This is a genomic window from Microbacterium sp. MYb54, assembly GCF_002979515.1.
GTDB lineage: Bacteria > Actinomycetota > Actinomycetes > Actinomycetales > Microbacteriaceae > Microbacterium.
Genome location: NZ_PCPA01000032.1, coordinates 1 through 23,189, shown reverse-complemented (window position 1 = coordinate 23,189; position 23,189 = coordinate 1). Strand labels below are relative to the sequence as shown.

Here is a 23,189-nt window from a genome sequence, read left to right as displayed (position 1 = left end):
CCGCGCCCCGCCCACTCGGGCGAACAATGACGGAGGCATGCTTCAGTGATCACTCGGTTCGAAGAACTCGACTGGCAGACCACCCCGATCGGTGACCTCACCCTGCGCAGGCGCACGGAGCCGGCGGTGGGCCAGGAGATCTACGAGGTCAAGCTCGGCGACGAGTACCTCATGTCGAGCCTGTTCACCGTGGCGGAGGAAGAGCTCGCGAATCTGGGCCTGGCCGCGGTCGACGGCGACGACCTCTCGGTTCTTGTTGGCGGACTCGGACTCGGATACACCGCCGTCGCCGCACTGCGCGACCCGCGGGTGAGCTCACTCACGGTGATCGATCGACTCGGCGCGGTGATCGGCTGGCACGAGCGCAAGCTGCTGCCCGTGTCGGCGGAACTCGTCGATGACGCTCGCACGAGTCTGGTCGAAGACGACTTCTTCGCCGTCATGCGGTCAGCGCCCGCAGAGGGACACCGCGGGTACTCGGCCATCCTCCTGGATGTCGACCACTCGCCGCGCCACCAGCTCGACCCGACGCACGCCGACCTGTACGACGCAGCCGGTCTGCGTGCGCTCGACGCTCACCTGACCACCGACGGCGTCTTCGCCCTGTGGTCGGATGACCCGCCCGACCAGGAGTTCATGGTCGAGCTGAACGCCGTGTTCGACGACGCCGTCGCCCATGTCGTCGACTTCGAGAATGCCGTCACAGGTGGGATGTCGTCGAACACCGTGTACGTGGCGCGGAGTCGCGGTGCGAACGCCGGAGAGGACGCATGACCCCCGAGAACGTCACCGGTCCTGTCGCCCATCACGCCGAAGGCCCCGTCTGGTGGCCGGGCTGGGGCGGGCTGCGCTGGGTCGACGGAGGGGCCGGCGACCTGCTCACGCTGCGCGCCGATGGCGTGACCCGTCAGCACATCGACGATGAGTACCTGGCCTTCGCCCGGCCCCGCTCCGGTGGCGGGCTGGTGGCCGTCGGCGCTCGCACCCTGTATCTGGCCGACGATGTCGACGGCGAGGCGCGGGCCGTGGCCTCGCTGGGCACCGATCCGCAGGTGCGCATGAACGACGGATGCTGCGACCCTCGCGGCCGCCTGCTCGCAGGTTCCATGGCCTACGACGCGGCCCCGGATGCCGGAAGCGTGCTGCGCGTCGATGGCGACCTGAGCGTCACGACCGTGCTGCCCCGCGCGACGATCTCGAACGGCATCGGCTTCTCGCCCGACGGCCGCCGCGCCTACTACGTCGACACCGCGTCCCACCGCATCGACGTGTTCGATGTGAGCGAGGGCGAACTTCGCGGACGCCGCGCATTCGTCGTGATCCCCGAGGAGCAGGGTTCGCCGGACGGGCTCACGGTGGCCGCCGACGGCAGCGTCTGGGTGGCGCTGTGGGGTGGCAGCGCAGTGCACGGCTACGACGCATCCGGCACTCTCGTCGCGACGATCGAACTGCCGGTGCCGCAGGTGAGCGCCTGCACGTTCGGTGACGACGACCTCGGCACGCTCTACATCACGACTTCGGCGCAGGGGTTGCCCGCCGACCACGGCACCCAGGCGGGTTCGCTGTTCGCCGTGCGACCGGGAGTGCACGGGATCCCTGTCACGGCCTTCGCCGGCTGAGTATCCGCCCCTGGCCCTAGTCACGCTCGCGGATTCAGGCCGATGTGCGAGAACAGGCCGATCTCAGGCGCGGTCGCCTGAACCGGCAGGATCGCCTGACGTCAGCGCACCCACGAGCCGCGGGAGCCACGACCACCCGACGGCCTCTGCCCGAGGCACGGTGCACTCAGCAAAAGGAACCGTGCCCCGGACACAGGCCGCCGGGTGGGAGTCGGACTCAGCCGAGGTGCACCCGCTCGGTGCGCTGATGCTGGCGTCCGAGGCCGTCGATCTCGATCGTCATCTCGTCGCCGTCCTGCAGATACGGGAAGCGGCCCGACAGCGCGACCCCCTGCGGGGTACCGGTGTTGATCACGTCGCCGGGCTCGAGCACCAGATACTGGCTCAGCTCGTGCACGATCTGCAGCACCGGGAAGATCATGTCGGCCGTGGAGGAGTCCTGCCGCGGTTCGCCGTTCACGAACGACCGCAGTCGCAGCGCCTGCGGGTCGACCTCGTCCGCGGGCACGAGCGCGGGGCCGAGCGGGTTGAACGTCTCGGAGCACTTGCCCTTCGACCATTGTCCGCCCGACACGCCGAGCTGATACGCACGCTCGGAGACGTCGTTCGAGATCGTGTAGCCGGCGATGACTTCGCGCGCAGCTTCCGGCGACGACAGGTAGCGGGCGGTCTTACCGATCACGATCGCCAGCTCGACCTCCCAGTCGACCTTCTCCGCCCCGGGCGGCAGCAGCACGACGTCGTTCGGGCCGACCACGGTGTTGGGGTGCTTGAAGAAGATCACCGGATGCTCGGGCGGCTCGGATCCGGACTCGGCCGCGTGAGCTGCGTAGTTCTGTCCGATGCAGACCACCGCGGTCGGGCGGGCGATCGGGGCGCCGACGCGCAGTCCTTCGACGTCGACGGCGGCGAGTTCGCCGCGGGCCAGAGCATCGCGCACCCGGGCGATGCCGCCTGCGGCGAGGAAGGCGCCGTCGATCTCGGCGGTGAGGGGCGCGAGGTCGTACACGACGCCCTCGTCACGGACGAAGGGGCGCTCGTCGCCGACGGGGCCGAGTCGCAGCAGTTCCATGATGTTCCTTCGGTCAGCGCGCGGCGGCGTAGGTCGGGTTGACGATCGGCACGGGCTCGCCGGCGAGGTACCGGATGATGTTCTCGGCCGCGTGCACGGGGAGATCGGCCAGCGCCTCGGGCGAGTACCAGGCGGCGTGCGGGGTGAGCAGCACCTGTTCGAGATCGCGCAGCGGAGAGTCGACGGCCAGCGGCTCGCCCGCGAACACGTCGAGCGCGGCAGCGCCCAGGTGTCCGGAGCGCAGCGAGGCCGCAAGCGCCTCCTCGTCGATGAGCGGACCACGGCAGGTGTTCACGACGACAGCACCCTGCTTCATCGTCGCGAGAGCGGTGGCATCGATCAGGTGCCGGGTCTCGTCGGTGAGCGGCACGTGCAGGGTCAGGATGTCGGCCTGCGCCACGGCATCCGGAATCTCGACGAGCTCGCACCCGGCCTCGCGCACCGCATCGACGGACGCGTAGGGGTCGGCGACGAGCACGCGGAAACCCAGCGCACGGCAGCCGCGGGCGACCATCGAACCGATGCGCCCGAATCCGAGCACCGAGACGGTCGTGGCCGAGGGCCGCACGGCGAGCGGGCGGGCGTCGACGGCCTTCCAGGTGCCGGCCCGCACCGCGCGGTCGTAGGCGGGGAGCCCGCGGGCCTGGGTCATGATCATCGCGATCGTGTGCGCGGCGACCTCTTCGATGCAGTAGCTCGGGGTGTTCGCGACGGCGATGCCGCGGGCAGTCGCCGCCTCGACATCGACCATGTCGTACCCGATGCCGACGCGGCTGATGATGCGGAGGTTCGGCATCCGGTCCATCACCTCGCCGGTGATCTGCGCCCACTGGACCACCAGACCTTCGGCGTCTGCACCGCGAGCGGCGATGTCATCGATGCTTCCGGATGCGGCGCGCTCGGCACCCAGCCCCGCCTGGCGGAGGGTGTCTTCGATGACGGTTCCTGGCAGGTCGCAGTCGCTGACGAGGATGAACGGGGCAGTCATGGATGCGATGCTATAGCATCTAGCAAGCCAATGCACGGCACTGCTTTTGTTCCATGGTTTGCTATAGCATCGAATTCATGACTGCTCGCCGCGCACTGATCACGGGGGCCAGTTCCGGTATCGGAACCGCCGCCGCCCTCGAACTCGCCCGCGAGGGTGCCGCCCTCTGGATCACGTATGCCGGGCGGGATGCCGAAGCCCTCCGCATCGCCGAGGAATGCCGCGCCGCAGGGTCGCCCGATGTGCACGTCTCGCGCCTCGACCTGCGTGAGCGCGAATCGATCGACGCGCTGGTCGACGAGATCACGGCCACGTGGGGCTCACTGCACGTGCTCGTCAACAACGGCGGCGTCTGCCCGTACACGCCGTACGACGACATCGACTTCGACGAGTGGGACATGGTCCTGGAGACCAACGCGCGCGGCACGTTCTTCCTCACCCGCGGCGCCCTCCCGCTGCTCCGGGCCGCGGACGGCGACCGCTCGGTCATCAACATCGCCTCGATCGCCGGTCAGGTCGGCGCGCTGCAGACCGGCATCCACTACGCCGCCAGCAAGGGAGCGATCCTCGCGATCACGCGCAGCTTCGCCCGGCACCTGGCTGTAGAGGGCATCCGCGTGAACGCCGTCACCCCCGGTCCGGTCGCGAGCGCGATCACCGACCAGCTGCAGGGCGCGGGACGCGAGAAGCTCGAAGCCGGAATCCCGCTCGGCGCATTCGGGCAGCCGGAAGACGTCGCCTGGATCATCGCCTCGCTCGCCTCGGAGCGTGCCCGCTTCATCACCGGCGCCACCTACGACGTCAACGGAGGAGTTCGCATTGACTGACCGCACCGCCCTGGATCGTTCTGCCCTGGATCGTTCTGCCCTCGATACCGTGCAGGCTCAGCTCGACGCGTTCAACGCCCACGACCTCGACGCGTTCGTCGCGACCTACGCCGAAGATGCCGTGATCACCGGGGTCGCTGCCGAGCCCGTGGTCGGTTCGACTGCGATCCGCGCGTTCTACGAGCCACGACTGCAGAACCCCGAGCTCTCGTGCGTGATCGAGACGAGCGTGCCGTTCGGCACCCGATGGGTCGTCGCGCAGGAGCAGGTCATCAACGCGGGTGTCGCCACCGAGACCATCGCGACCTTCGACGTGGTCGACGGACTGATCGCACGGGCGTCGATGCTCAAGGCCTGAGGGCCGGGCGGGGCGCGGTTTCTCGGGAGGAGATCTCCCTGTCGGGAGGAGCCTCCCGGGGAGAAAGTCCTCCCGACGGGGAGTACTCCTCCCCACGAGGTGCGGGTCAGCGACCGCGCACGTCCGCTACCCGGCCACCTCGGCCAGCGCGATCATGTCCATGCCTATGAGCTTGATCTTGTGAGGTTCGACCGCACTCATGTTCGGCACGTCTCGGAACCGCGGTCGTTCGTCTGAGGGGAAGAGACGTCGGAACGGTCCGTTCACCAGCAGCAGGAGCAATTGCGCGTGGTACCAGCAGAGCACCTGGCGGAGCGATGCCCTCTGCGCCCAAGAATGCACGAGGAGCCAGGCGAGGAACGCGAAAGGGAACATCACCCAGAGCGCGCACCCTCGGACGAGGAGGAGCAGCAACAGGCCCAAGCCTTTGAGGGAGCTCCTTCGGTCCTTCCTTGCTGGACGGGGGCGCGCTGGACAGCGATCACACTACCGCCGGCATGGGTGCCGCCGATGCTCGGCCCCTGAGCCTCAGGGGGAGATCTCCCTGTCGGGAGGAGCCTCCCGGGGAGAAAGTCCTCCCGACGGGGAGTACTCCTCCCCACGAGGTGCGGTTCACTCGTGTTCGGGCAGAATGGGCGAAGACCACCCGGGGTCACGGCCGAGCTGCGCCGCCCGCGAGACTGAAGTCGCACCGTAGCGGTCGCGCAGGGTGTCGAGTACCGTGTCGAGGCGCGCTTCGTCGCCCCAGTCGATCGGCAGCTCAGGCTGTACGCGGTCGGCGCGGTCGAGCTGCGACAGCGAGATGCCGATCAGGGTGATGCCGCGGTCGGCGATCTCGGTCTGCGCCGCGGCGAGCAGCGTGCGTGCGAGGGTCAGCAGCACGGCGGTGCGGTCGGTCGGCGCGCGGAGCGAGCGGGAGCGGGTGGCCTTCGAGAAGTCGCCGAAGCGCAGCCGCAGCACGACGGTGCGACAGACGCGGTCGCCATCACGGAGGCGCCGCCCGAGCCGATCGACGATCTGCGTGAGGATGAGATCGAGCTCTTCGGCCGATCGGGGACGGCTGCCGAGGGCACGCTGCGACCCGATCGACCCGCGGCGGCGCGTGGTGTCGACCGGACGCGGATCCCGCAGGCGAGCGAGCGCGTGCACGTGGGCGCCCGTCGCCTTGCCCAGCATCCGCTCGGCGGTGGCGGCCTCCAGCTCAGCGAGCTCTCCGACAGTGCGGATGCCGTAGCGGTGCAGCTTCTCCGCCGTCACCGCGCCCACGCCCCACAGGCGCTCCACCGGAAGAGGGAGCAGGAACTCCTCCTCGCGCTCGGGTTCCACGACCAGCAGGCCATCGGGTTTGCTCACGGCACTGGCGACCTTCGCGAGGAACTTCGTGCGGGCAACGCCGACCGATATCGCGAGTCCTGCCTCCGCACGCACGCGTTCGCGCAGTCGTGCCGCGATCTGCTCAGGGGTCCCGGCGATCCGCCTCAGTCCTCCGACCTCGAGGAACGCCTCGTCGATCGAGAGCCCCTCGACCAGCGGGGTGGTGTCGCGGAAGATCGCGAACACGTCTTTGCTGGCGGCGGAGTACGCCTCCATGCGCGGCGGGACGACGACGGCATCCGGGCAGAGCTCCCGCGCCTGCCGGCCTCCCATTGCGGTGCGCACGCCCCGGGCCTTCGCCTCGTAGCTCGCCGCCAACACGACCCCACCGCCCACGATGACCGGTCGACCACGCAGTTCCGGCGCATCGCGCTGCTCGACCGACGCGTAGAACGCGTCGAGATCGGCGTGCAGCACCGTCGCTTCCCCACGCATCCGCTCTCCCGTCGATACGCGGATCGTCGCACGGACCGGGGACACCAGCAGGGGCGGCAGGGCGGCGACGCGGTGTCCGTGCTCGGGGATATCGTCGGCGCGTGCCGGAACCGGTGATGAAGTGGTGGGCGCGACGGCAGTTCTCCCGCGGTCGCGCGGTTCCGTATGACCGCGGCACCTACCGCGCCGGGTGGGCGGCATATCCGGAACTGATTCGGCAGTACCACCCGGAGCTGAACCACGGCATCGCCCTGTCGCAGATCCCGCTCGCCGCCGACGTGCTCCTCTGCTGGGAATGCGCGGTCGGGCATCGGTTCGCCGCCACCCCGACTGAGCAGCGCGAGCGTCCGGGACAGGTGCGACGTCGCTCCGCATGGTGCCCCGAGTGCTCAGCGCTCGCTCGTCCGCAGCCGGTCGTGCTCGGCGAAGCTCGCGCGCTTCCTCGAAAGCCCCGTCGCCCCGCACCGGCACTCTGCGCGAAGACCCCTGACCTGCCCGCCGGGACCGCGTTCGTGAGCGAGTGCGCACCGCGCCCGGCATCCGCGGCAGAGGGGCGTCTACGCGCGGAGCTCGGGACGGTGATCGAGTTCGACACGGCCATGAACGCGGTGAAGGTCTCGCGCCCGTTCTTCCGCCACACCGAGGTCTGGCCCGACATCGTGTTCGCGGAGCTGCGCGTCGCGCTCGAGTACGACACCGTCGGACGTCACGGCCTGGAGCACGTCGGCAAGCGGCAAGACGGGGATCTGCGCAAAGACCGGGCTCTCCGCGCCGCGGGGTGGGAGGTGATCCGGATCCGCACCGGGAAGCTCGAACCCCTCGGTCCGCACGACCTGGCGCTGTCTTCGGTGGGCGCGAAGAGTGTCGCCCGCATCATCGACGAGCTGCGGGCTATCCGCGGGGCATTGCTCGTGGATGCGTATCTGCGCTGACGCGCACCGCCATGGGCGGAGGACTCTGCGTCGGGAGGAGGACCCTGCGTCGAGGTTCCGCCCGAGACGGGGTTCTCCTCCCGAGCCGAAGCGCACCTCAGCCCCCGAAACGCTCCCGCAGGGCCGGGTCGATGGCGATGTCGCCGAAGGATGCCGTCCACGCCCCGTCGACCGCGATCGACTGCCCCGACAGGTACGGGGTCTCGTCCGAGAGGAGGAACGCCACCAGCGCGGCCACCTCTTCGGCGCGGGCGATACGGCCCATGGGTGGCCCCTCCGCGAGCGCACGCTCCTCGGCGGCGGGGTCGGCCGACGCCGCGATCTGCGCTTCGAGGTGCGGAGTGCGCACCCCTCCCGGCGCGACGGTGTTGGCACGTATGCCGAGACCGCCATACGTCACCGCCACGCTGCGGGTGAGGGCGTCGATGCCGCCCTTGGTGAACTCGTAAGCGGCGTGGTCGGTGAAGCTGGAGCGTCCGTGGATCGAGCCGATGTTGACGATCGCGCCGGCGACACCCTGGTCGACGAACGCCGAGACCGCGGTCGAGCAGCCCCAGATGTAGCCGAAGCCGTTGATGTCGAGGACCTCGCGCACGGTGGCTTCGTCGAGGTCGTGCAGCGGGGTGCGCTTGGTGATGCCGGCGTTGTTCACCCAGCCGGCAAGGGGTGCCCTGTCGCGGGCGGCCGCTGCGGCACGCTCGTGCGCCGCGCGATCGGCGGCGTCTCCGAGCACGACCTCGGCCACGATGCCGTCTTCGACCGTGCCGGATCCCGGCGAACGCTCGAGCCCGACCACGATCCAGCCGTCGACTGTGAGGCGTTCGGCGATCGCGCGGCCGATGCCCTTGCCACTGCCGGTCACGACGACACTGCGGGCGACGACACTGCGAGCAACGGCACTGTGCGGGGATTCTGTCATCTCAGTCCCTCTCGAATCGGAAGACCGTCGGATCGAGCGTGAAGCCGAGGCCCACAGCATCCGTCGGTCGCACCCGGCCTTCGAACGATGGGCCGCCCAAGATGAACGAAGGCGCCGGGTCGTACGGGTTGATGCCGCGGGCGAACGTTTCCACGCCGATGCCCAGGTGCGCGGTGACCTCAGGATAGACGTGCCCGGAGACGGGCACCCCGCGCTCGGCCGCCCACGCGATCATCTCGCGCGCGGGGGTCACCCCTCCGATCGCGACGACGTCGATCCGCAGCGCCTCGACACCGCCCACCTCGACCAGCGCCTTCAGCACGGCAGGGTCGGTGACCTCGTCGCCGACGGCGACCGGGAGCCCCGACTCCCGGCGGATGCGCGCGACACCCTCGGCGTCTTCGGGGAGCAGCGGGTCTTCGAGCCAGGTGAGCCGCGGGTCGCCCCACTGCGCGATCTCGGTCAACGCGGTGTCGGCATCGGGCCAGCCGAAGCCGACGTCGACGACGAGCCCGGTCGCGGCCGGGAGCTCGAGGTTCAGGATCGCGATGAGCTCCCGCATGTATGCCGGATCGGGAGACCGCGAGATCTTCACGTTCGTCCAGCCCCCGGCTTGGGCCAGGACCTCGTCAGCCACCTCGCGCGGAGACCGCTCCGCCGACGGATACGCGGCGACCAGCATCGAGTCGCGCGGGGCATCGCCCGTTCCGAGCATCTTCCATAACGGCACGCCCGCACGCCGCGCAGCGATATCCCACAACGCGATGTCGACCAGACCGATCGCGCGCCGAACCAAGCCCACCCGACCGACGATGGCACTGCCGCGCAGCATCCGCTCCCAGGTCGCTGCGGGGTCGTCGGCATCCGCACTCACCGCGTGCGCCGCGACGAGGCGGTCGACGATCTCGACCATCGGCGCTTCCCGCGAGAGGCAGTAGGCGATGCCGGTCGTGCCGTCGTCGGCGGTCACCTGCACCGCGCTGTACTCGCGACGGGTCACCGTCATCGCGCCCAGCTGCAGCGGCGCTGGGAGCGGCAGCACGGCCGTGGCCGTGTCGATGCGGGTGATCGTCGTCATTCGGGCTTCTTCGCCAGCGGCACGCCGTAGTCGACCATGAAGCCGCCGTCGACGTAGAGCGTCTGACCGTTCATGTAGCCCGACTGGTCGGAGACGAGGAAGCTGACCGCGGCGGCGATCTCACTCGCCTCGGCCAGGCGCTTCGCGGGGATGCGCGACAGGATCGTGTCGAGGCTGAGCGTGCCAGCCTCGACCCCCTGGCGGAAGACACCGGTGTCGACGTAGCCGGGCGCGACCGCGTTCACCCGCACCCCTCGCGATGCCCACTCGGCGCCCGCGGTCGAGGTCAGGCCGATCACCGCAGCCTTGGTCGTGGCGTAGGGCGCGCGACCGGCCGAGCCGCGTGACGAGATGGAGGAGATGTTGACGATGCGCCCCTCACCGCGCTCCAGCATCCGCTTGCCCGCAGCCTGCAGCGCCGAGAAGACACCGTGCAGGTTGACGTCGACCACGGCCGACCATTCGTCCCAGCTGAGGTCTTCGATACCGCGGTGGCGCTGGATGCCGGCGTTGTTGACGAGCACCTCGATCGGTCCGAGCTCAGCCTCGATCTCGCCGAACACCCGGTCGACGCCCGCGTGGTCGGTCACGTCGAGCTCGCGCCACAGGATGCCGGCGGGGTTGTCCTGCGCGGTGAGCCCTGGCACCCGATCGGCGGCGACCACGAGGTGTCCGTCCGCGGCGAGGCGCTGTCCGATCTCCCAGCCGATGCCGGCGGATCCTCCGGTGACGATGGCGATGGGGCCGACGGGGGTGGGGGCGGTCATTGCTCTCCTCAGGGTCGAGATTTGCTATAGCAAGTGTAGTGGGAGGTGCGGTCAGCGCTCCAGCAGCGCAGCGATGACCCCGACGACATGCTCCTCGAGCAGTTCGAGCGCGCCGGGCGCCAACGGCGTCTGCCACGCCTGGTACGCACCCCGGTCATACGCATCGCGGGTCGGCAGGTACACGAAGCCCGGACCGTTCGTGAGGTTCATCACCACGATCGGCAACTCAGGGAACCGCGCCCGCAGCGTCGTCTGCAACCGCGAATACGCCTCACCCGGGTGCCCGACGATCACGGCATCGCCCAGACGCCAGGCCCAGACCGGATGCTGCACGGTCGGACCGTCGATGTATCCGTCGCGCAGGTTGCGGGCGCGGCCGAGCCGTTCCTCGCGCGAGCGCGGGTCGATGTCCTTCCACTCCTCGGCGAGGTCGTCGAGCGTCGGCAGGTCACGCAGCGGCAGTTCGACGCTCGACACCGAACCGGCCGCTCCCCCTCCACCGGCACCTGCCCGCCCGGTCCAGACCGCGAGCGGGGCACCGGATTCCACGACGCCGTCGAGCGTCAGTTCCTCCCCCGGCGCGGGCAGCGCGTCGAGGGCAGCGAGCACGGCGTGACCGAGCGACCGTCCATGCCGGTCGGCCACCCCGACATCGCCGGTGTACTGCTCGCGCGGAGCCAGCTCGCCCGATGCTCCCTGCACGAACAGGCACGGTGCCCCCGTGGCGGTCTCGACGATCTCGCGCATCGCGCCGACGTAGTCGGGCGACACCTCTCGGCTCTGCCAGGCGAGCGTCGTCGGGTGGCACGCGTAGTTGACGAGAGTGCCGCGCACGGTGCCGTCGACACTGAGGCGCCCGATCGTCACCGTGTCGTCGGCCGTCCCCGCGGGGTTGTACCCCACCAGCGCGCGGCCATCGACGTCGAGTTCGCGGTCGGCGGCCAGGGTGCAGCGCCCGGTGGTCCACTCGATGAGTCCGGGGACCGCGCCCTCGAGAGCCTCGCGCCCGGCCGCGACACCTGCGTCGGCGAGCGCCTCGAGGTAGCCGGGGATCAGCTCGCCGCCCGGCAGGTGCGCGTCGGCTGCGCAGAGCACCGCACCCGCGTGCGTGTGCGAGAGCGAGAGCATCAGCTGGTCGGGTTCGAGCCCGAGACCGTCGAGGATCGCCCCACGCACGCCCTGCTCATCAGCGACGCGACGCCACCACGTGCCGTCCACCGCGAGCAGCACGCGTGGGCGCTCGTCGTCGGCGATCACGGCCAGCGCGGTCAGCTCGAACGGACGATGCGCGCCCTCCGAGCGTTCCCAGTCGGCCGGGCCCCAGTTCTTGGCGCGGATGCCGACGGGCGGGGTGATGTCGCGGCGAGCGACGCCGATGCGCGCCCGTGTGCGAGGGACGCGGATGCGGTCACCGAACATGATCGACGACACTCGATTCCCACTGACCACATCGACTCCTCGACATCCGGAAGATTTGCTATAGCAAGCGTAGTCCGGTGGCCGCCGCCACGCGAGCGAAGTACCCCGATAGGGTCGAACGTACTGCTCCCCGGACGATCGTCCACCCAACGGGTGCGATGTCGAATCCTGGGCACCTGGACCGCCGCACCGGGCGTGCTCCTCTCGACCTGGAAGGCCAAGACCCATGGCACACGTCAATCTCGGCAAGCTCAACCCGGCCACGTACCAGAGCCTCTCCGCGCTCGATGAGAAGGCGCACACCGAGGCTGCCGCCGCCGGGTTGGACCCACTCCTCATCGAACTCGTCAAGATCAGGGCATCGCAGCTCAACGGGTGCGCGTTCTGCCTGCGCATGCATTCGCGCGACGCGATCGCCCATGGCGAGTCCGCCGACCGACTCGCACTCGTCGCCGCCTGGTGGGAGTCGCAGTACTTCAGCGAGAAGGAGAAGGCCGCGCTCGTCCTCGCCGAACGGCTCACGAACATCTCGCACGATGCCACCGACGCGCATCGCACGGTGGATGTCGACGCCGTCCTCACCGCGTCCGAGATCTCTGCGATCTCCTGGCTGGTCATCGTGATCAACGCCTGGAACCGTGTGGCGATCTCGAGCCACTACGCGGTCGCTCCCTGAGGTCACGCTCTCCTCGTACACCCGGGCCGCACGCGGGCTCTCACCGCACCGTGGTCTACACGTCGACCTTCAGCACGTCGGCGATCAGCACTCGCGCACCCGCCTCGGGAAGAGTCGCCCCCACCCCGCGCTCGACGCAGTCGCTGTAGAGCAGCGTCGAAGGCTCGGGGAATCCCCCGGCCAACTGCAACCGCCCTCCGACGAACTGGGTGCCGGTGACGCGTGCATGATTGACGCCCGTGCCGATGTCGAGGTGTGCCGCGCCCTTCTCCATCGTGGAGGTCAGGCCGCTCAGACGCCAGGTGATGACCCCGGCACCGGCGGCCCTGGACACCATGGCACCCTCGTCGCGCTCGGTGCTGAGCTCCACCCCCTCGATCGAGACGACCTGGTCGCGCACGGCGGTTGCGGTGAGCAGAACATCACGCACGGTGCCGCCCCGGAGGGTGACCCTCGACGCCCCGAGCTCGGCGGGAGCACCGGCGGCCGGGCCGCTCAGGCGGCAGTCGACGAACTCGACGGCGCCCGCGCCGCGAGCCTTCATCCCGTCGATTCCCGTGATCGTGCAGCGCACGAAGCTGACGGGGACCGTGACTGGGGTCTGGATGAGCACCTGATCCTTGGGGAGCGCGAAGGTGCAGTCCTCGATCGTCGTCGGCCGCGACGATCGAGCCGACCGCTGCCCGATGGCCAGCAGCCCGGCGGTGCACCCGCGCAGCTGGGCCCCGTCGGCGTTGATCGTCATGGTCGCCTGCGGGTCGAAGGTCGATCTCCCGATCACCCGGACATTCTCGAGTGTCAGGTCGCTGATCTTCGTGCCGGCGACGAACCAGGAGCAGACGTGGTCGCGCACCGTGATGCGCTTGGCCGAGGTGCCCCATTGCGCACCCGAGTTGGCGATGTCCATCAGCCCCGAGCAGCCGATGAAGGTGAGGTCGTGCTCGTACTGGCCGTGCGTGGTGAAGGGGTTCCCGCCCTGATCGTCGCCGTCGCCGTGGCAGTTCTCGACGATGCAGTACGCACTGGCGGTCAGGTCGTTGAGGTGCCGTGCGTTCGATGACGTGCAGTCGCTCACCCGCCCGTAGAGGCAGTAGATCTGCTGCGTGAGATAGCCCGCGCCGCCGTAGAACACCGTGGGAGGGTTCTCGACCGAGCAGCGTTCGGTCGAGAAGTGGGTGTTCCACCGCCGCATCACGACCGGCCACCAGGTGCGGCTGGCGTGAACGTCGGCGACATCACAGTGGATGGCGTACTCGAACGCGATCGGGTGCGATCCGGTGAGCTCGCGCGAGTCGGGGAAGGAGCCGTCGGTGGGCCCGTCGAAGGGACCTGCCCCGAGGAACCGCATGTTCGAGATGCGCACTCCCGCGACGGGATCCATCTGACGCCAGGTGAGCTTTCGCCCCTTCTCCAGCGGCCAGCCGTTGAGATAGTCGACCCGGATGTGCTGACCGTCGATCTGCTGCGTCACCTGGACGAATCGTTGGATCTCTCGTTCATCCGCCCCACCTCCGGGGACCGGATCGCACTGCACCGCCCACCACGAGTCGACAGGGAACTTCGACGCATCGGGCACAGCGACCGCATCCGTCAGTTCCGGCCAGGCTTGCGTCAACGCGTGCTCGACGACGACGTCACGCGACACCCCGGTGAAGAACATCACCGCACCGAACGGATTGTCGTGGGTGTTCGCCTCGATGCCCTCTGTCGTGATGACATGACCGCCGAAGTCGATCTCGAGGTGGGAGCGGCTGAAGCGATGCCGCCGCTGGAACAGCAGATCCGTGCTCGCCTCGATCCGCCTGATGCGGAGATCGTTCACCATCGCGGCGAGCGCATCATCGGCCGCGACCTCGGGGCCCGTGATGCCGAAAGCCCGGAAGTCGACGGTGCCGTCGTGCTGCAGCAGCCACCTGGTGCGGTTCTTTCCGCCGATCACCGTGCCGCCGTTGGCCTCGACATCCGCCTCACCGACCCCTACATACACGAGCAGCCCGGCGTCGCCAGGGGTGCGGTAGCCGGCGACGATCGCGATCTCGCCTTCACGCGCCCGAAGCCGAGACAGGTCCGCGACGGACTCGGCTCTGGTGATGTCCTTCGCACCCGTCGCGGCGGGAGCCGCCTGTGCGGGCGCTCCAACGGCGAGGGAGCCGGCAGCACCGAGCGCGACAGCGCCGAGCCCGGTCATGAGCGCGCGTCGACTCGTCGAATGCACACGCGCATCCGCATCGCGGCGGGACATCACCGCACCTCGGACTTCGTGTCCACCTTCACGAGCACCTCGGCCGGCACCGTGAAGTCGGCCCGCCGGCTCAGCACGAACGCGATGGTCGCGCCGAGCAGCGTGAGGGCGGCGATGAGCAACAGCCCCCAGATCGCCGATCCGGTGGTCTCGCTGATCCAGCCGATCGCGTACGGGCCGGCGAATCCGGCGAGGTTGCCCACCGAGTTGATGAAGGCGAGCCCGGCCGCCGCCGCGGTACCCGTGAGCACCATGGGCGGCAGACTCCAGAACAGCGGCGTGGTCGAGAACAGCGCCGACATACCGACGCACAGTGCGACGAGCGCGAGAATCGGCGTGCCCTGCGCGGCGACCGCCGCGATGAGCGAGAGCGCGGTGATGCTGAGCGTGATGCCGATCTGCAGCGGGATGTTGCCCTGTTTCCTCGCAGCGCGCTCCCACGGAAGCATGACGAGCGCGGCGCACAGGTTCGGCAGCGCGACGAGCCATCCGGTCGTCGAGTTGGAGAAGTCGCCCATGCTCTTCACGATCGTCGGCAGCCACATCCCCAGACCGTAGGCTCCGAACACGACTCCGAAGAACAGCACGATCAGGGTCCACAGACGGCCGTTGCTGAACACCTCGCGCAGGCGCAGACGTCCGTGCTTCTGCTCGGTCGCCGCGGTCTCGGCGGCGAGGGTGTCGTTGATCCACCGCTGCTCGGTCGAGTCCAGCCAGCGAGCATCCTGCGGACGATCGGGCAGCCAGAAGAAGACGACGAAGGCGAGGAGTACCGCAGGGATGCCCTGCAGCAGGAAGACGAGCTGCCACCCGTCGAGGCCCCACATGCCGTGCAGCTCGAGCATCCAGCCCGACAGCGGCGCGGCGACCGCGTTCGCGATCGGGTTCGACAGTACGAACACCGCGAGCACCTGGGTGCGGTACTGCCGCGGGAACCAGAGCGTGAGATAGAGGAGCACGCCCGGAAAGAACCCGGCCTCCGCGATGCCGAGGACGAACCGGGCGATCGCGAACTGGGTCCCGTCCTGCACGAAGGCCGTCAACGACGCGACGATGCCCCAGGAGATCATGATGCGCGCGATCCACTTGCGGGCGCCGAACTTCTCCAGCAACAGGTTGCTAGGAACCTCGAACAGCAGATACCCGATGAAGAAGATGCCGGCCGCGAACCCGAAGACGGCCTCGGTGATCTGCAGGGCCGCCGTCATCTCGAGCTTGGCGAAGCCGGCATTGTTGCGATCCATGTACGCGACGAGGTACAGCAATCCGAGGAACGGACCGAGGCGCCAGATCGCCTTCTTCATGGCGGAGGCTCCGACCTCCTCCGGCGTTCGCGTATCGGGGGCGATTCCGTTCCCGGACATGACAACTCCTTCGTCATCGTTGAATGGCTTGCTATAGCATCTAGCAAATCTCTCACCGTGTCCACCCTTCCGGAAAATGCCATAGCATCGAGCGAACGAATGCGCGCCCGCTCGACGAGACGGCACCGCGGATCGAGAAGGGCCCCGAATGCGCAGCGTGTCAGACCAGAACATCGCCGAACAGGTCGCAGACGAGCTGCGCTCGGCCATCCACTCCGGGGAGCTCGCCCCCGGCGAACGCCTCGTCGAGCGCAAACTCGCCGACCGGCTCGGCGTCAGCCACATCCCGGTGCGTGAGGCACTCACGCGCCTCGCCGAGGAGCGCCTCATCACGCGCGAACCCCGCCGCGGCGCCAGGGTCGCACAGCTGAGCGCACAAGACCTCGAAGAGATCTCGAGTCTGCGGATCGTGCTCGAGCAGTTCATGGCGATCCGCGTGCAGGAGCGGTGGGATGAGGAGTCCGCCGCCCGGCTCGGCGCGATCATCCAGGCGATGTCGGATGCCGCGCCCGGTGACATCGACGAGGTGCTGCGCCAAGACCGGCTCTTCCACGAGACACTCGCCGACCTCGCCGAGCACCGCTTCCTCGACGAGGTGAGCGGGCAGCTGCGCGGTCGCATCACCGGCTTCCTGCACGCTGCCAACGCGGCACTCGACCCTGCAGAGCAGGAGGAACACGTGCGCAGCCATCAGCAGATCGTCGACGCCATCGCGAGCGGAGACCCCGACCGGGCGCAGGCGGTGATCGCCGAGCACGTGACCAGGGCGGTCAAGCGCATCACGCCGACGGCCGACTGAGCACGCCATGACCGCGCAGACGATCATCATCACCGGAGCATCGGACGGGATCGGAGCGGCGGCCGCGCGCCAGCTCGCTTCTTCGCCGCATCGCCTCATCCTGATCGGCCGGTCCGTCGAGAAGACCCACGCCGTCGCCGACGAGACCGGAGCGGAATGGTTCACGGCCGACTTCGCCCGCCTCGACGACGTGCGGGAGCTGGCCGGGAAGATCACGGATGCGGTCGGCGACGACGGCATCCACGTTCTGGCGAACAACGCCGGCGGGATCTTCGGAGATCGGACCCCGACGGTCGACGGGTTCGAGAAGACGATGCAGGTCAACCACCTGGCACCGTTCCTCCTCACGAACCTGCTGCTGCCACAGCTGTTGCAGGCCGAAGGCACGGTCATCAACACCTCGAGCATCGCCCACCGCCTGTTCGGCCACCTCGACGTCGACGACCTCGACAACTCCCGCCGCTTCAGTCCGAACAAGGCCTACGGCGACGCGAAGCTCGCGAACGTGCTGTTCGCGAAGAGCCTGCACACGAAGTTCCACGCCCAGGGGTTGAGCGCTGTCGCCTTCCACCCCGGCACGGTGCGGACGAACTTCGCGGCGGAGTCGTCGAGCATCATGCGACTGCTCTATCGCACGCCGCTCAAGCACGTCATGCTCATCGGCCCGGACAAGGGCGGAGCCACCCTGCGCTGGTTCATCGAGGGCACCCCCGACGAGACCTGGTTCTCCGGGGGCTACTACGACGAGCGCCAGCTCACCACGAAGGTCAACCCGCAGGTGAACGACGCCGATCTCGCCGAGTCACTGTGGCAGCGCAGCATCGAGCTCGTCGGACTGCCTTCGCACTGAGCGCTGTCCCCGCGATGAGGAGTTTCCTGAGGGTCGGGCCCGCTCTCTTCGAACCGACATATACTTGCCGCGGAAAGTAACCAGGTTTTCCGACGACCCACCGACGGCAGGAGCCACCTCATGACCGAAACGATGCGCGCGATCGTCCTCGACGAGCCGGGACCAGCGGAGTCGCTCACGATCAGGGAACTCCCGATCCCCACCCCGCGCGACGGGTGGGTGCTGATCCAGGTCAAGGCATTCGGCCTGAACCGCTCAGAGCTCCACACCCGACTCGGGTTGGCCTCCGGCGTCACCTTCCCCCGCGTGCTCGGCATCGAGGCGACTGGTGTGGTCGTCGAAGCCCCCGGCGGAGAGTTCACCCCCGGACAGCAGGTCGTGGCGATGATGGGCGACATGGGTCGCACCTACGACGGCGGGTACGCCGAGTACACCTGCGTTCCCGCAACCCAGGTCATCGCGTTCGAGAGCGACCTGGACTGGAGCATCCTCGGCGCCGTCCCCGAGATGCTGCAGACCTCGCACGGATCCCTCACCGTGGGGCTCGACGCCCAGCCCGGCCAGTCGATCCTGATCCGCGGCGGCACCTCCTCCATCGGCATGGCGACCGCGGTGCTCGCGAAGCAGCGCGGGATGACCGTGTTCTCCACCACACGCAACCCGAACAAGGCAGACGCCCTCACCTCAATCGGCGTCGACCACGTGCTCATCGACGACGGCGACGTGCAGGCGCAGGTCAGGGCGATCCTCCCCGACGGTGTCGACACGGCCCTCGAGCTGGTCGGAACGCCGACCCTGCCCGACACGCTCCGCTCGACCCGCGTGCACGGCGTCGTCTGCTTCACCGGGATGCTGTCGAACGAGTGGACCGTGAAGGACTTCTACCCGATCGAGTACATCCCCCGCGGCGTGCGCCTCAGCGCGTACGGCGGAGGTGCGGCCGACCTGCCGCCGACCGTGCTCCAGGGCTTCCTCGATGCGGTCGCGGCAGGCGACGCCACCGTGCCGATCGACCGGGTCTACGCGTTCGACAAGATCGCCGAGGCCCACACCGCGATGGAGCAGGGCACCGCCGCGGGCAAACTCGTCGTCGTGACCGGCCTCTGACCCACCCCCGTCGCACCTGAGCCTCGCCGCAGCCGCGGGCCCCGGCCGGCCTCAGGCCCCGAGTGCACGGGTCCTCGCCGAGTGCACGGCTTCCTCACGTCGAGAAGCCGTGCACTCGGCAGCATCCGGTGCACTCGCGCCCGGAAGCGCGCCCGACCAGGAAGCGCGCCGCAGTCCGCCGCAGTCCGCCGCAGTGCGCCCCGCCCGCCGCAGGCCCCGAGTGCACGGGTTCTCGCCGAGTGCACGGCTTCCTCACGTCGAGAAGCCGTGCACTCGGCAGCATCCCGTGCACTCGCGCCCGAAAGCGCACTCGCGCCCGGAAAACGCGCGCGCGGAAGCGCCGGGGTCAGACCGCGAGGTTCGCGGTGTCCACGACGCGAGGAGCCTCGGCAGGGAAAGCCGTGCGAGTCACACCCGACTCGACGTTGCCGGTGTGCAGCAGGGTGGACGACGTGCCGAACGCGGCATCCGCCAGCTCCAGCGCCCCGCCCTCGAAGCGGTTGCCGATCGCGCGGTAGTGGGTCGCGCCCTTCGTGACCGAGACGTGCGTGGCCGCCCCCTCCGCGCGGAAGGTGCTGTCGGACAGCGTCAGGTGCAGCTCGCCGTCGCCGGTCCGCGAGACACCGGTTCCGCCCTTGATCGCGACATCCGATCCCGCGATCTCCACCGCCTGCCGCTCTCCCCGTGCCGCCGCGATGCGCGCGTTGCGGAGCGTCGACCCCTCGAACCGCAGTCGCTCCGATGACGACACGATGGGCGCCGCGTCGTCTGCGGCCGTGAGGGTCGAACCGCGGAACGTGACCGCTCCCGCCCCCGCGATCTTCATGCCGCCGACCCGATCGAGCACGGTGTCGACGAACGTGACGGGGGTCTTCACCGTGGCGTTGGTGAGCTCGCCGGGAGCGACGAACGTGAAGTGCGAGTCGGCGATCACGGTCGGCCGCGCCGAGTTGTCGGAGGCCTGGGTGATCACGAGGGTGTCGGATGCCGTGCACCCGCGCAGCTGCGCGCCGTCGGCGTTGATCCACAGCATCCCCGACCCCGCGAGCGAGGGCTTGCCGATCACCTGCACGTCTTCGAGGGTGAGGTCTGTGATGCGCACGCGGGCGACGAACCACGAGCACACGTGCTTGCGCACCGTGATGCGCTTGGCTGCAGAACCCCAGGCCGCACCGGAGTTCGCGAAGGTCATGAGCCCCGAGTTGCCGGTGTAGGTGAGGTCGTGCTCGTACTGCCCGTGCGTGACGAACGGACCCTGGTCGTCGCCGTCGCCGTGGCAGTTCTCGACCAGGCAGTAGGCGCTCGCGGTGAAGTCGTTCAGGTGCCGGGCGTTCGCGGTGTGGCAGTTGGCGACGTATCCGTAGAGGCAGTAGATCTGCTGCGTCAGGTAGCCGGCACCACCCCAGGTGACCGAGGTCGGGTTCTTCAGCGTGCAGCTCACAGTTGAGTAGTAGGTGTTCCACCGGCGCTGGATGAGCGGCCAGAACGTGCCGGTGCCGTCGATGTGGTCGACGTCGCAGCGCACCGCGTACTCGAAGGCCAGCGGGTGCGACCCGGTGTACTCGTCGGTGCCGGTGCCGAGGAACTTCAGGTTCGACACCGTCACGTCCTGCACCGGAACGACCCGGCGCCACGTCATCGTGCGGTCTTTGCCCAGCGGCCAGCCGTTCTTGTAGTTGATGCGGATGTGCGTGCCGTCGACGATCTGCGTGACCTGCACCATCCGCTGCAGCTCGCGCTCCCAGCGACCTGACAGCGCGTTCACCTCCGCCGCGTACCAGTCGCCGACCGCGAAGAACGAGGAGTCTGCCACCGGGAAGACATCCCCCAGATCGGGCACGACCTCTCCGAGCTTCGCCTCGTGCACGGAGTCGGTCACCTCGCCGCGGAAGAACATGACTGCCGCGAACGGGTCGTCCTTGCCGGCGTTCTCGATGCCCGCGGTCGTCATCAGGTGCCCGCCGAAGTCGAACGCGATGCCCGACCGGGAGAACTTGTGGCGACGCACGAAGTTGAGGGGGCTGTGCCCCTCGATGCGGTGGATGCTCGCATCGTTCACCATGGCGTCGAGTGCATCGTCGGCGTTGACGCTCGCATCCATGATCCCGAACATCCGGAAGTCCACGACCCCGTCATGCACGAGCAGCCAGGCCCCGCCCTTGGGGGCTGTGAGCACCGTGCCGCCGTTCGCCGCGGGAGCATCCTTCTTCACGAAGCGGTACAGCCCCGCACCGCCGTCGCCTGCCGTCGCGTAGCCGGTCGTGCGCGCGAGGTCGCCGTCCTTGCCCTTGCGCGATACGAGCGCGGTCGCCGTGCCTGCGTTCGCCACCGACGACGATCCCGAATTGCCCTGCGTCGCGCTGGGACCGGCTGCTTGCGCGGGGGTTTGCGCACTGACGGCCACCACACCGCCGATCGCCGCCGCACCGAATCCGGCGAGCAGCATGCGCCTGCTGCGCAGAGCAGCGGTCTCGTTCCTCTCCTGCGGGTTGATCTCCTGCGGGGCCTTGCTCATCTTCTGGGTCATGCTCATCCTCCTTGCGGCGTCATCGCCGCGGTCAGGCGTCCGGTCATTCGGCCGGGCCGCATCATCCGATCGATCCCCAGTCCCCAGTGCTGTCTCCGAGCGGGTGCTCAGAAGTAGTCGCCCGCCGTGAAGTGGCGGATGCCGTGCAGTCGCGCCTCGCGCCGCAGCGGACGGATCATCCCAGTGCGGTCGTCCTGCCGCACGGCCTCGGGCGCGAACCGGCGCAACGCCAGCTCTTCTTCCGGCAGAGCGGGGACGGCGAGATCGCACGACGTCACCCCGGCGGATGCCCAGTCCGCGGCGATCGCGGAGAGCAGGTCGTCGCGCACCCCGTCTGCGTCTCCCTCGATGCCGGGGAGCACGGCGCTTTCCAGCAGCATGCCGACGTCGCCTCGGCGCTCGGCGACCGCGTAGCCGAGCGCCGTCGAGCCCTCGGTCCGGCGATAGAGGGTCGCGCCCCTCATGCGCACCTCGGCCATCGCGGTGTCACGATCGCCACGCACCGGCGCCAGCACGACTCGACCTGCGCGCGAACGCTCGTAGACCTCGCGCAACGGACGGAAGCTGCCGAGACCGACCGTCTCGCGCACGACCTGATCCGTTGTCCCCGCCGGCACGGGAGGATGCCAGGGCCCGGTCAGAGTCCGCGCCATCGAGAAGGTCTCGAAGCCACTCGAGCGATACACCTCAGGGGTGCCCGTGAACAGCAGCGCCCAGTCCGCCTCGCGCGCCGACTGCAATGTCGCAGCCACGAGCCGACGGGCGAGCCCGTGCCCCCTGGCGCGCTCGGCGACCGCGACGCTGCCGATCGCATGAACCTCGGCGACGCCATCGGACTCACGCAGCCGCTTGGGGAGGCCGTAGATCGAACCGCACAGGCCGTCTTCGTCTTCGGCCACGAGCGTGTGCACGAGCCGTTCGGGGTCGATGAGCCACTGGTCGGGCGCGAGTGGAGGGGTGAACACCGTCGCCCACAGCGCCGTGATCTCAGCCTGATCCTCGGCGCGTGCCTGACGGATCATCGCGTCGCTCATGCCTCGCCCCGCGCGATCTCGGCGGCACGAATCGTATTCGTCACGACGGTCTGCGCCTCGTGCCAGGGAGCCACGGTCGCCCCGTGCGGCGCCGCATCGAGCAGGGCACGGATCAGGCCGCGGAAGCCCAACGCCGCGTTCGCGTCATCGCCATCCGCATCGAGTGCGACCGAGTGGATGCCGGTGGCCGTCACCACGTCCACGACGTACGCATCAGCGCCCGGCACACCGGTGACCAGCACCTGCACCGGAACCTCGCGCTCCGCACCGGGAACCCTCAACAGGCCCTCGATGCCGGCGGCATCCTCCGAAGCCGTGGCAGATCCGTCGCGCGTTCGCGTCCAGCCCGACCCCGAGACGAGCACAGCCCCCGGCAGCAGCACGTCGAGCATCTCCCACGCGTGCACCCCGACCGTCACGGCGGTGCCTCCGCCGAGCTGCGGATCGTCCTGCCACGCGCGATCCGGTACCTGGAATGCCGCGTTGTCGTGCTGCGCGTGCACGCGGAGCGCGAGGACATCGTCGACCGTGATCTCCCGGACAAGAGCCTTGAGCGCCGGGGCGAAGCGGAGGACGGAACTCGTGCCGACGGGGACGGAGGATGCCGCGAGCGCGCGGTCGACCTCGGCGAGCTGGGCGGCCGTCGCCGCGATGACCTTGTTCACGAAGACCGGAGCCTGCCCGCCGCCGAGCGTACGGAGGAGGGGACCGACCTCGTGCGGACGAGGCGTCGCGATGACGAGGTCGGGTCGGAGCGCCCCAAGCCCGCCCACGGAGGCCACCGCCGCCCCGCCGAACCGCG

General features: G+C 69.2%; 22 protein-coding genes. 9 read left to right on the top strand and 13 right to left on the bottom strand.

What is annotated here, in order from left to right; genetic code table 11:
* Positions 1-45: 45 nt before the first annotated feature.
* Both CQ040_RS19495 and CQ040_RS19490 read left to right on the top strand, forming a co-directional pair.
* Positions 46-774 carry a spermidine synthase gene (locus tag CQ040_RS19495; protein ID WP_105528431.1) on the top strand — a complete coding sequence of 243 codons (729 nt, stop codon included), beginning with the start codon at positions 46-48 and terminating at the stop codon, positions 772-774.
* Complete coding sequence (locus CQ040_RS19490) at positions 771-1,619, top strand: SMP-30/gluconolactonase/LRE family protein (RefSeq protein ID WP_105528430.1); 849 nt, start codon at positions 771-773, stop codon at positions 1,617-1,619. The genes CQ040_RS19495 and CQ040_RS19490 overlap by 4 nt, the downstream gene beginning before the upstream one ends.
* A 217-nt stretch (positions 1,620-1,836) precedes the next feature.
* Here CQ040_RS19490 and CQ040_RS19485 read toward each other — a convergent pair whose 3' ends face one another.
* Both CQ040_RS19485 and CQ040_RS19480 read right to left on the bottom strand, forming a co-directional pair.
* Complete coding sequence (locus tag CQ040_RS19485; protein ID WP_105528429.1) at positions 1,837-2,691, bottom strand: fumarylacetoacetate hydrolase family protein; 855 nt, start codon at positions 2,689-2,691, stop codon at positions 1,837-1,839.
* Positions 2,692-2,704: 13 nt separating this feature from the next.
* Positions 2,705-3,679 carry a C-terminal binding protein gene (locus CQ040_RS19480; protein ID WP_105528428.1) on the bottom strand — a complete coding sequence of 325 codons (975 nt, stop codon included), beginning with the start codon at positions 3,677-3,679 and terminating at the stop codon, positions 2,705-2,707.
* 77 nt (positions 3,680-3,756) lie between these two features.
* On the opposite strand from CQ040_RS19480, the gene CQ040_RS19475 reads away from it, so the two are divergent.
* A complete protein-coding gene (locus CQ040_RS19475; protein ID WP_105528427.1) occupies positions 3,757-4,506 on the top strand; it encodes an SDR family NAD(P)-dependent oxidoreductase in 750 nt (249 codons plus the stop codon).
* Positions 4,499-4,864, top strand: coding sequence for a nuclear transport factor 2 family protein (locus CQ040_RS19470; protein WP_258131625.1), 366 nt, complete (start codon positions 4,499-4,501; stop codon positions 4,862-4,864). The genes CQ040_RS19475 and CQ040_RS19470 overlap by 8 nt, the downstream gene beginning before the upstream one ends.
* 126 nt (positions 4,865-4,990) lie before the next feature.
* Here the strand turns inward: CQ040_RS19470 and CQ040_RS19465 are convergent, their stop codons facing one another.
* Both CQ040_RS19465 and dinB read right to left on the bottom strand, forming a co-directional pair.
* Complete coding sequence (locus tag CQ040_RS19465; RefSeq protein WP_258131630.1) at positions 4,991-5,239, bottom strand: hypothetical protein; 249 nt, start codon at positions 5,237-5,239, stop codon at positions 4,991-4,993.
* A 237-nt stretch (positions 5,240-5,476) separates the two neighbouring features.
* The gene (dinB, locus tag CQ040_RS19460; protein ID WP_105528425.1) at positions 5,477-6,673 is read right to left on the bottom strand and encodes a DNA polymerase IV; all 1,197 of its coding nucleotides are present in this window, start codon (positions 6,671-6,673) and stop codon (positions 5,477-5,479) included.
* Positions 6,674-6,774: 101 nt separating this feature from the next.
* Between dinB and CQ040_RS19455 the strand changes: the two genes are divergently transcribed.
* A complete protein-coding gene (locus CQ040_RS19455) occupies positions 6,775-7,605 on the top strand; it encodes a zinc-ribbon domain-containing protein (RefSeq protein WP_105528424.1) in 831 nt (276 codons plus the stop codon).
* A 97-nt stretch (positions 7,606-7,702) separates the two neighbouring features.
* Here CQ040_RS19455 and CQ040_RS19450 read toward each other — a convergent pair whose 3' ends face one another.
* Genes CQ040_RS19450 through CQ040_RS19435 form a run of 4 tightly spaced genes read right to left on the bottom strand, consistent with a single transcriptional unit; the run spans position 7,703 to position 11,818 of the window.
* Positions 7,703-8,524, bottom strand: coding sequence for an SDR family NAD(P)-dependent oxidoreductase (locus CQ040_RS19450; protein WP_105528423.1), 822 nt, complete (start codon positions 8,522-8,524; stop codon positions 7,703-7,705).
* Between the two features lies 1 nt (position 8,525).
* Complete coding sequence (locus CQ040_RS19445) at positions 8,526-9,602, bottom strand: enolase C-terminal domain-like protein (RefSeq protein ID WP_105528422.1); 1,077 nt, start codon at positions 9,600-9,602, stop codon at positions 8,526-8,528.
* Positions 9,599-10,369, bottom strand: a complete 771-nt coding sequence (locus CQ040_RS19440) for an SDR family NAD(P)-dependent oxidoreductase (RefSeq protein WP_105528421.1) — start codon at positions 10,367-10,369, stop codon at positions 9,599-9,601. Before CQ040_RS19440 ends, CQ040_RS19445 begins: the two co-directional genes overlap by 4 nt.
* Before the next feature lie 51 nt (positions 10,370-10,420).
* Complete coding sequence (locus CQ040_RS19435) at positions 10,421-11,818, bottom strand: hypothetical protein (protein ID WP_258131626.1); 1,398 nt, start codon at positions 11,816-11,818, stop codon at positions 10,421-10,423.
* A gap of 196 nt (positions 11,819-12,014) precedes the next feature.
* On the opposite strand from CQ040_RS19435, the gene CQ040_RS19430 reads away from it, so the two are divergent.
* On the top strand, positions 12,015-12,464 hold the full coding sequence (locus CQ040_RS19430; protein ID WP_105528420.1) for a carboxymuconolactone decarboxylase family protein: 450 nt from the start codon (positions 12,015-12,017) through the stop codon (positions 12,462-12,464).
* Positions 12,465-12,519: 55 nt separating this feature from the next.
* Here CQ040_RS19430 and CQ040_RS19425 read toward each other — a convergent pair whose 3' ends face one another.
* Together CQ040_RS19425 and CQ040_RS19420 are read right to left on the bottom strand one after the other, a co-directional pair.
* Entirely contained in the window at positions 12,520-14,706 is a 2,187-nt protein-coding gene (locus tag CQ040_RS19425; protein ID WP_105528419.1) for a peptidase C14, read from the bottom strand.
* Positions 14,706-16,070 carry an MFS transporter gene (locus CQ040_RS19420; RefSeq protein ID WP_105528418.1) on the bottom strand — a complete coding sequence of 455 codons (1,365 nt, stop codon included), beginning with the start codon at positions 16,068-16,070 and terminating at the stop codon, positions 14,706-14,708. Before CQ040_RS19420 ends, CQ040_RS19425 begins: the two co-directional genes overlap by 1 nt.
* A 148-nt stretch (positions 16,071-16,218) precedes the next feature.
* Here CQ040_RS19420 and CQ040_RS19415 point away from each other — a divergent pair, with 148 nt between their 5' ends.
* The 3 genes from CQ040_RS19415 (at position 16,219) to CQ040_RS19405 (ending at position 18,826) form a co-directional block, all read left to right on the top strand.
* A complete protein-coding gene (locus CQ040_RS19415; protein ID WP_105528417.1) occupies positions 16,219-16,869 on the top strand; it encodes a GntR family transcriptional regulator in 651 nt (216 codons plus the stop codon).
* Positions 16,870-16,876: 7 nt separating this feature from the next.
* Positions 16,877-17,719: an SDR family NAD(P)-dependent oxidoreductase gene (locus tag CQ040_RS19410; protein WP_105528416.1), complete on the top strand. Its 843-nt coding sequence runs from the start codon at positions 16,877-16,879 to the stop codon at positions 17,717-17,719.
* A 120-nt stretch (positions 17,720-17,839) separates the two neighbouring features.
* Entirely contained in the window at positions 17,840-18,826 is a 987-nt protein-coding gene (locus CQ040_RS19405; protein WP_181157073.1) for a zinc-binding alcohol dehydrogenase family protein, read from the top strand.
* Positions 18,827-19,172: 346 nt separating this feature from the next.
* Here CQ040_RS19405 and CQ040_RS19400 read toward each other — a convergent pair whose 3' ends face one another.
* The 3 genes from CQ040_RS19400 to CQ040_RS20825 form a co-directional block, all read right to left on the bottom strand.
* A complete protein-coding gene (locus CQ040_RS19400; RefSeq protein ID WP_258131629.1) occupies positions 19,173-21,353 on the bottom strand; it encodes a peptidase C14 in 2,181 nt (726 codons plus the stop codon).
* Between the two features lie 107 nt (positions 21,354-21,460).
* The gene (locus tag CQ040_RS19395) at positions 21,461-22,387 is read right to left on the bottom strand and encodes a GNAT family N-acetyltransferase (protein WP_105528415.1); all 927 of its coding nucleotides are present in this window, start codon (positions 22,385-22,387) and stop codon (positions 21,461-21,463) included.
* The coding region (locus CQ040_RS20825) for a hypothetical protein (protein WP_181157665.1) at positions 22,384-23,189 on the bottom strand (806 nt) is incomplete at its 5' end. The genes CQ040_RS20825 and CQ040_RS19395, both read right to left, overlap by 4 nt.

What these genes read in the sequence shown, in the direction of transcription:
- CQ040_RS19490 (WP_105528430.1), top strand. Translation starts at nt 771, where the DNA reads ATGACCCCCGAGAACGTCACCGGTCCTGTCGCCCATCACGCCGAAGGC.
- CQ040_RS19450 (WP_105528423.1), bottom strand. Translation starts at nt 8,524, where the DNA reads ATGACAGAATCCCCGCACAGTGCCGTTGCTCGCAGTGTCGTCGCCCGC.
- CQ040_RS19410 (WP_105528416.1), top strand. Translation starts at nt 16,877, where the DNA reads ATGACCGCGCAGACGATCATCATCACCGGAGCATCGGACGGGATCGGA.
- dinB (WP_105528425.1), bottom strand. Translation starts at nt 6,673, where the DNA reads ATGCGTGGGGAAGCGACGGTGCTGCACGCCGATCTCGACGCGTTCTAC.
- CQ040_RS19395 (WP_105528415.1), bottom strand. Translation starts at nt 22,387, where the DNA reads ATGAGCGACGCGATGATCCGTCAGGCACGCGCCGAGGATCAGGCTGAG.
- CQ040_RS19485 (WP_105528429.1), bottom strand. Translation starts at nt 2,691, where the DNA reads ATGGAACTGCTGCGACTCGGCCCCGTCGGCGACGAGCGCCCCTTCGTC.
- CQ040_RS19440 (WP_105528421.1), bottom strand. Translation starts at nt 10,369, where the DNA reads ATGACCGCCCCCACCCCCGTCGGCCCCATCGCCATCGTCACCGGAGGA.
- CQ040_RS19425 (WP_105528419.1), bottom strand. Translation starts at nt 14,706, where the DNA reads ATGTCCCGCCGCGATGCGGATGCGCGTGTGCATTCGACGAGTCGACGC.
- CQ040_RS19415 (WP_105528417.1), top strand. Translation starts at nt 16,219, where the DNA reads ATGCGCAGCGTGTCAGACCAGAACATCGCCGAACAGGTCGCAGACGAG.
- CQ040_RS19420 (WP_105528418.1), bottom strand. Translation starts at nt 16,070, where the DNA reads ATGTCCGGGAACGGAATCGCCCCCGATACGCGAACGCCGGAGGAGGTC.
- CQ040_RS19430 (WP_105528420.1), top strand. Translation starts at nt 12,015, where the DNA reads ATGGCACACGTCAATCTCGGCAAGCTCAACCCGGCCACGTACCAGAGC.
- CQ040_RS19400 (WP_258131629.1), bottom strand. Translation starts at nt 21,353, where the DNA reads ATGACCCAGAAGATGAGCAAGGCCCCGCAGGAGATCAACCCGCAGGAG.
- CQ040_RS19465 (WP_258131630.1), bottom strand. Translation starts at nt 5,239, where the DNA reads ATGTTCCCTTTCGCGTTCCTCGCCTGGCTCCTCGTGCATTCTTGGGCG.
- CQ040_RS19475 (WP_105528427.1), top strand. Translation starts at nt 3,757, where the DNA reads ATGACTGCTCGCCGCGCACTGATCACGGGGGCCAGTTCCGGTATCGGA.
- CQ040_RS19445 (WP_105528422.1), bottom strand. Translation starts at nt 9,602, where the DNA reads ATGACGACGATCACCCGCATCGACACGGCCACGGCCGTGCTGCCGCTC.
- CQ040_RS19480 (WP_105528428.1), bottom strand. Translation starts at nt 3,679, where the DNA reads ATGACTGCCCCGTTCATCCTCGTCAGCGACTGCGACCTGCCAGGAACC.
- CQ040_RS19405 (WP_181157073.1), top strand. Translation starts at nt 17,840, where the DNA reads ATGACCGAAACGATGCGCGCGATCGTCCTCGACGAGCCGGGACCAGCG.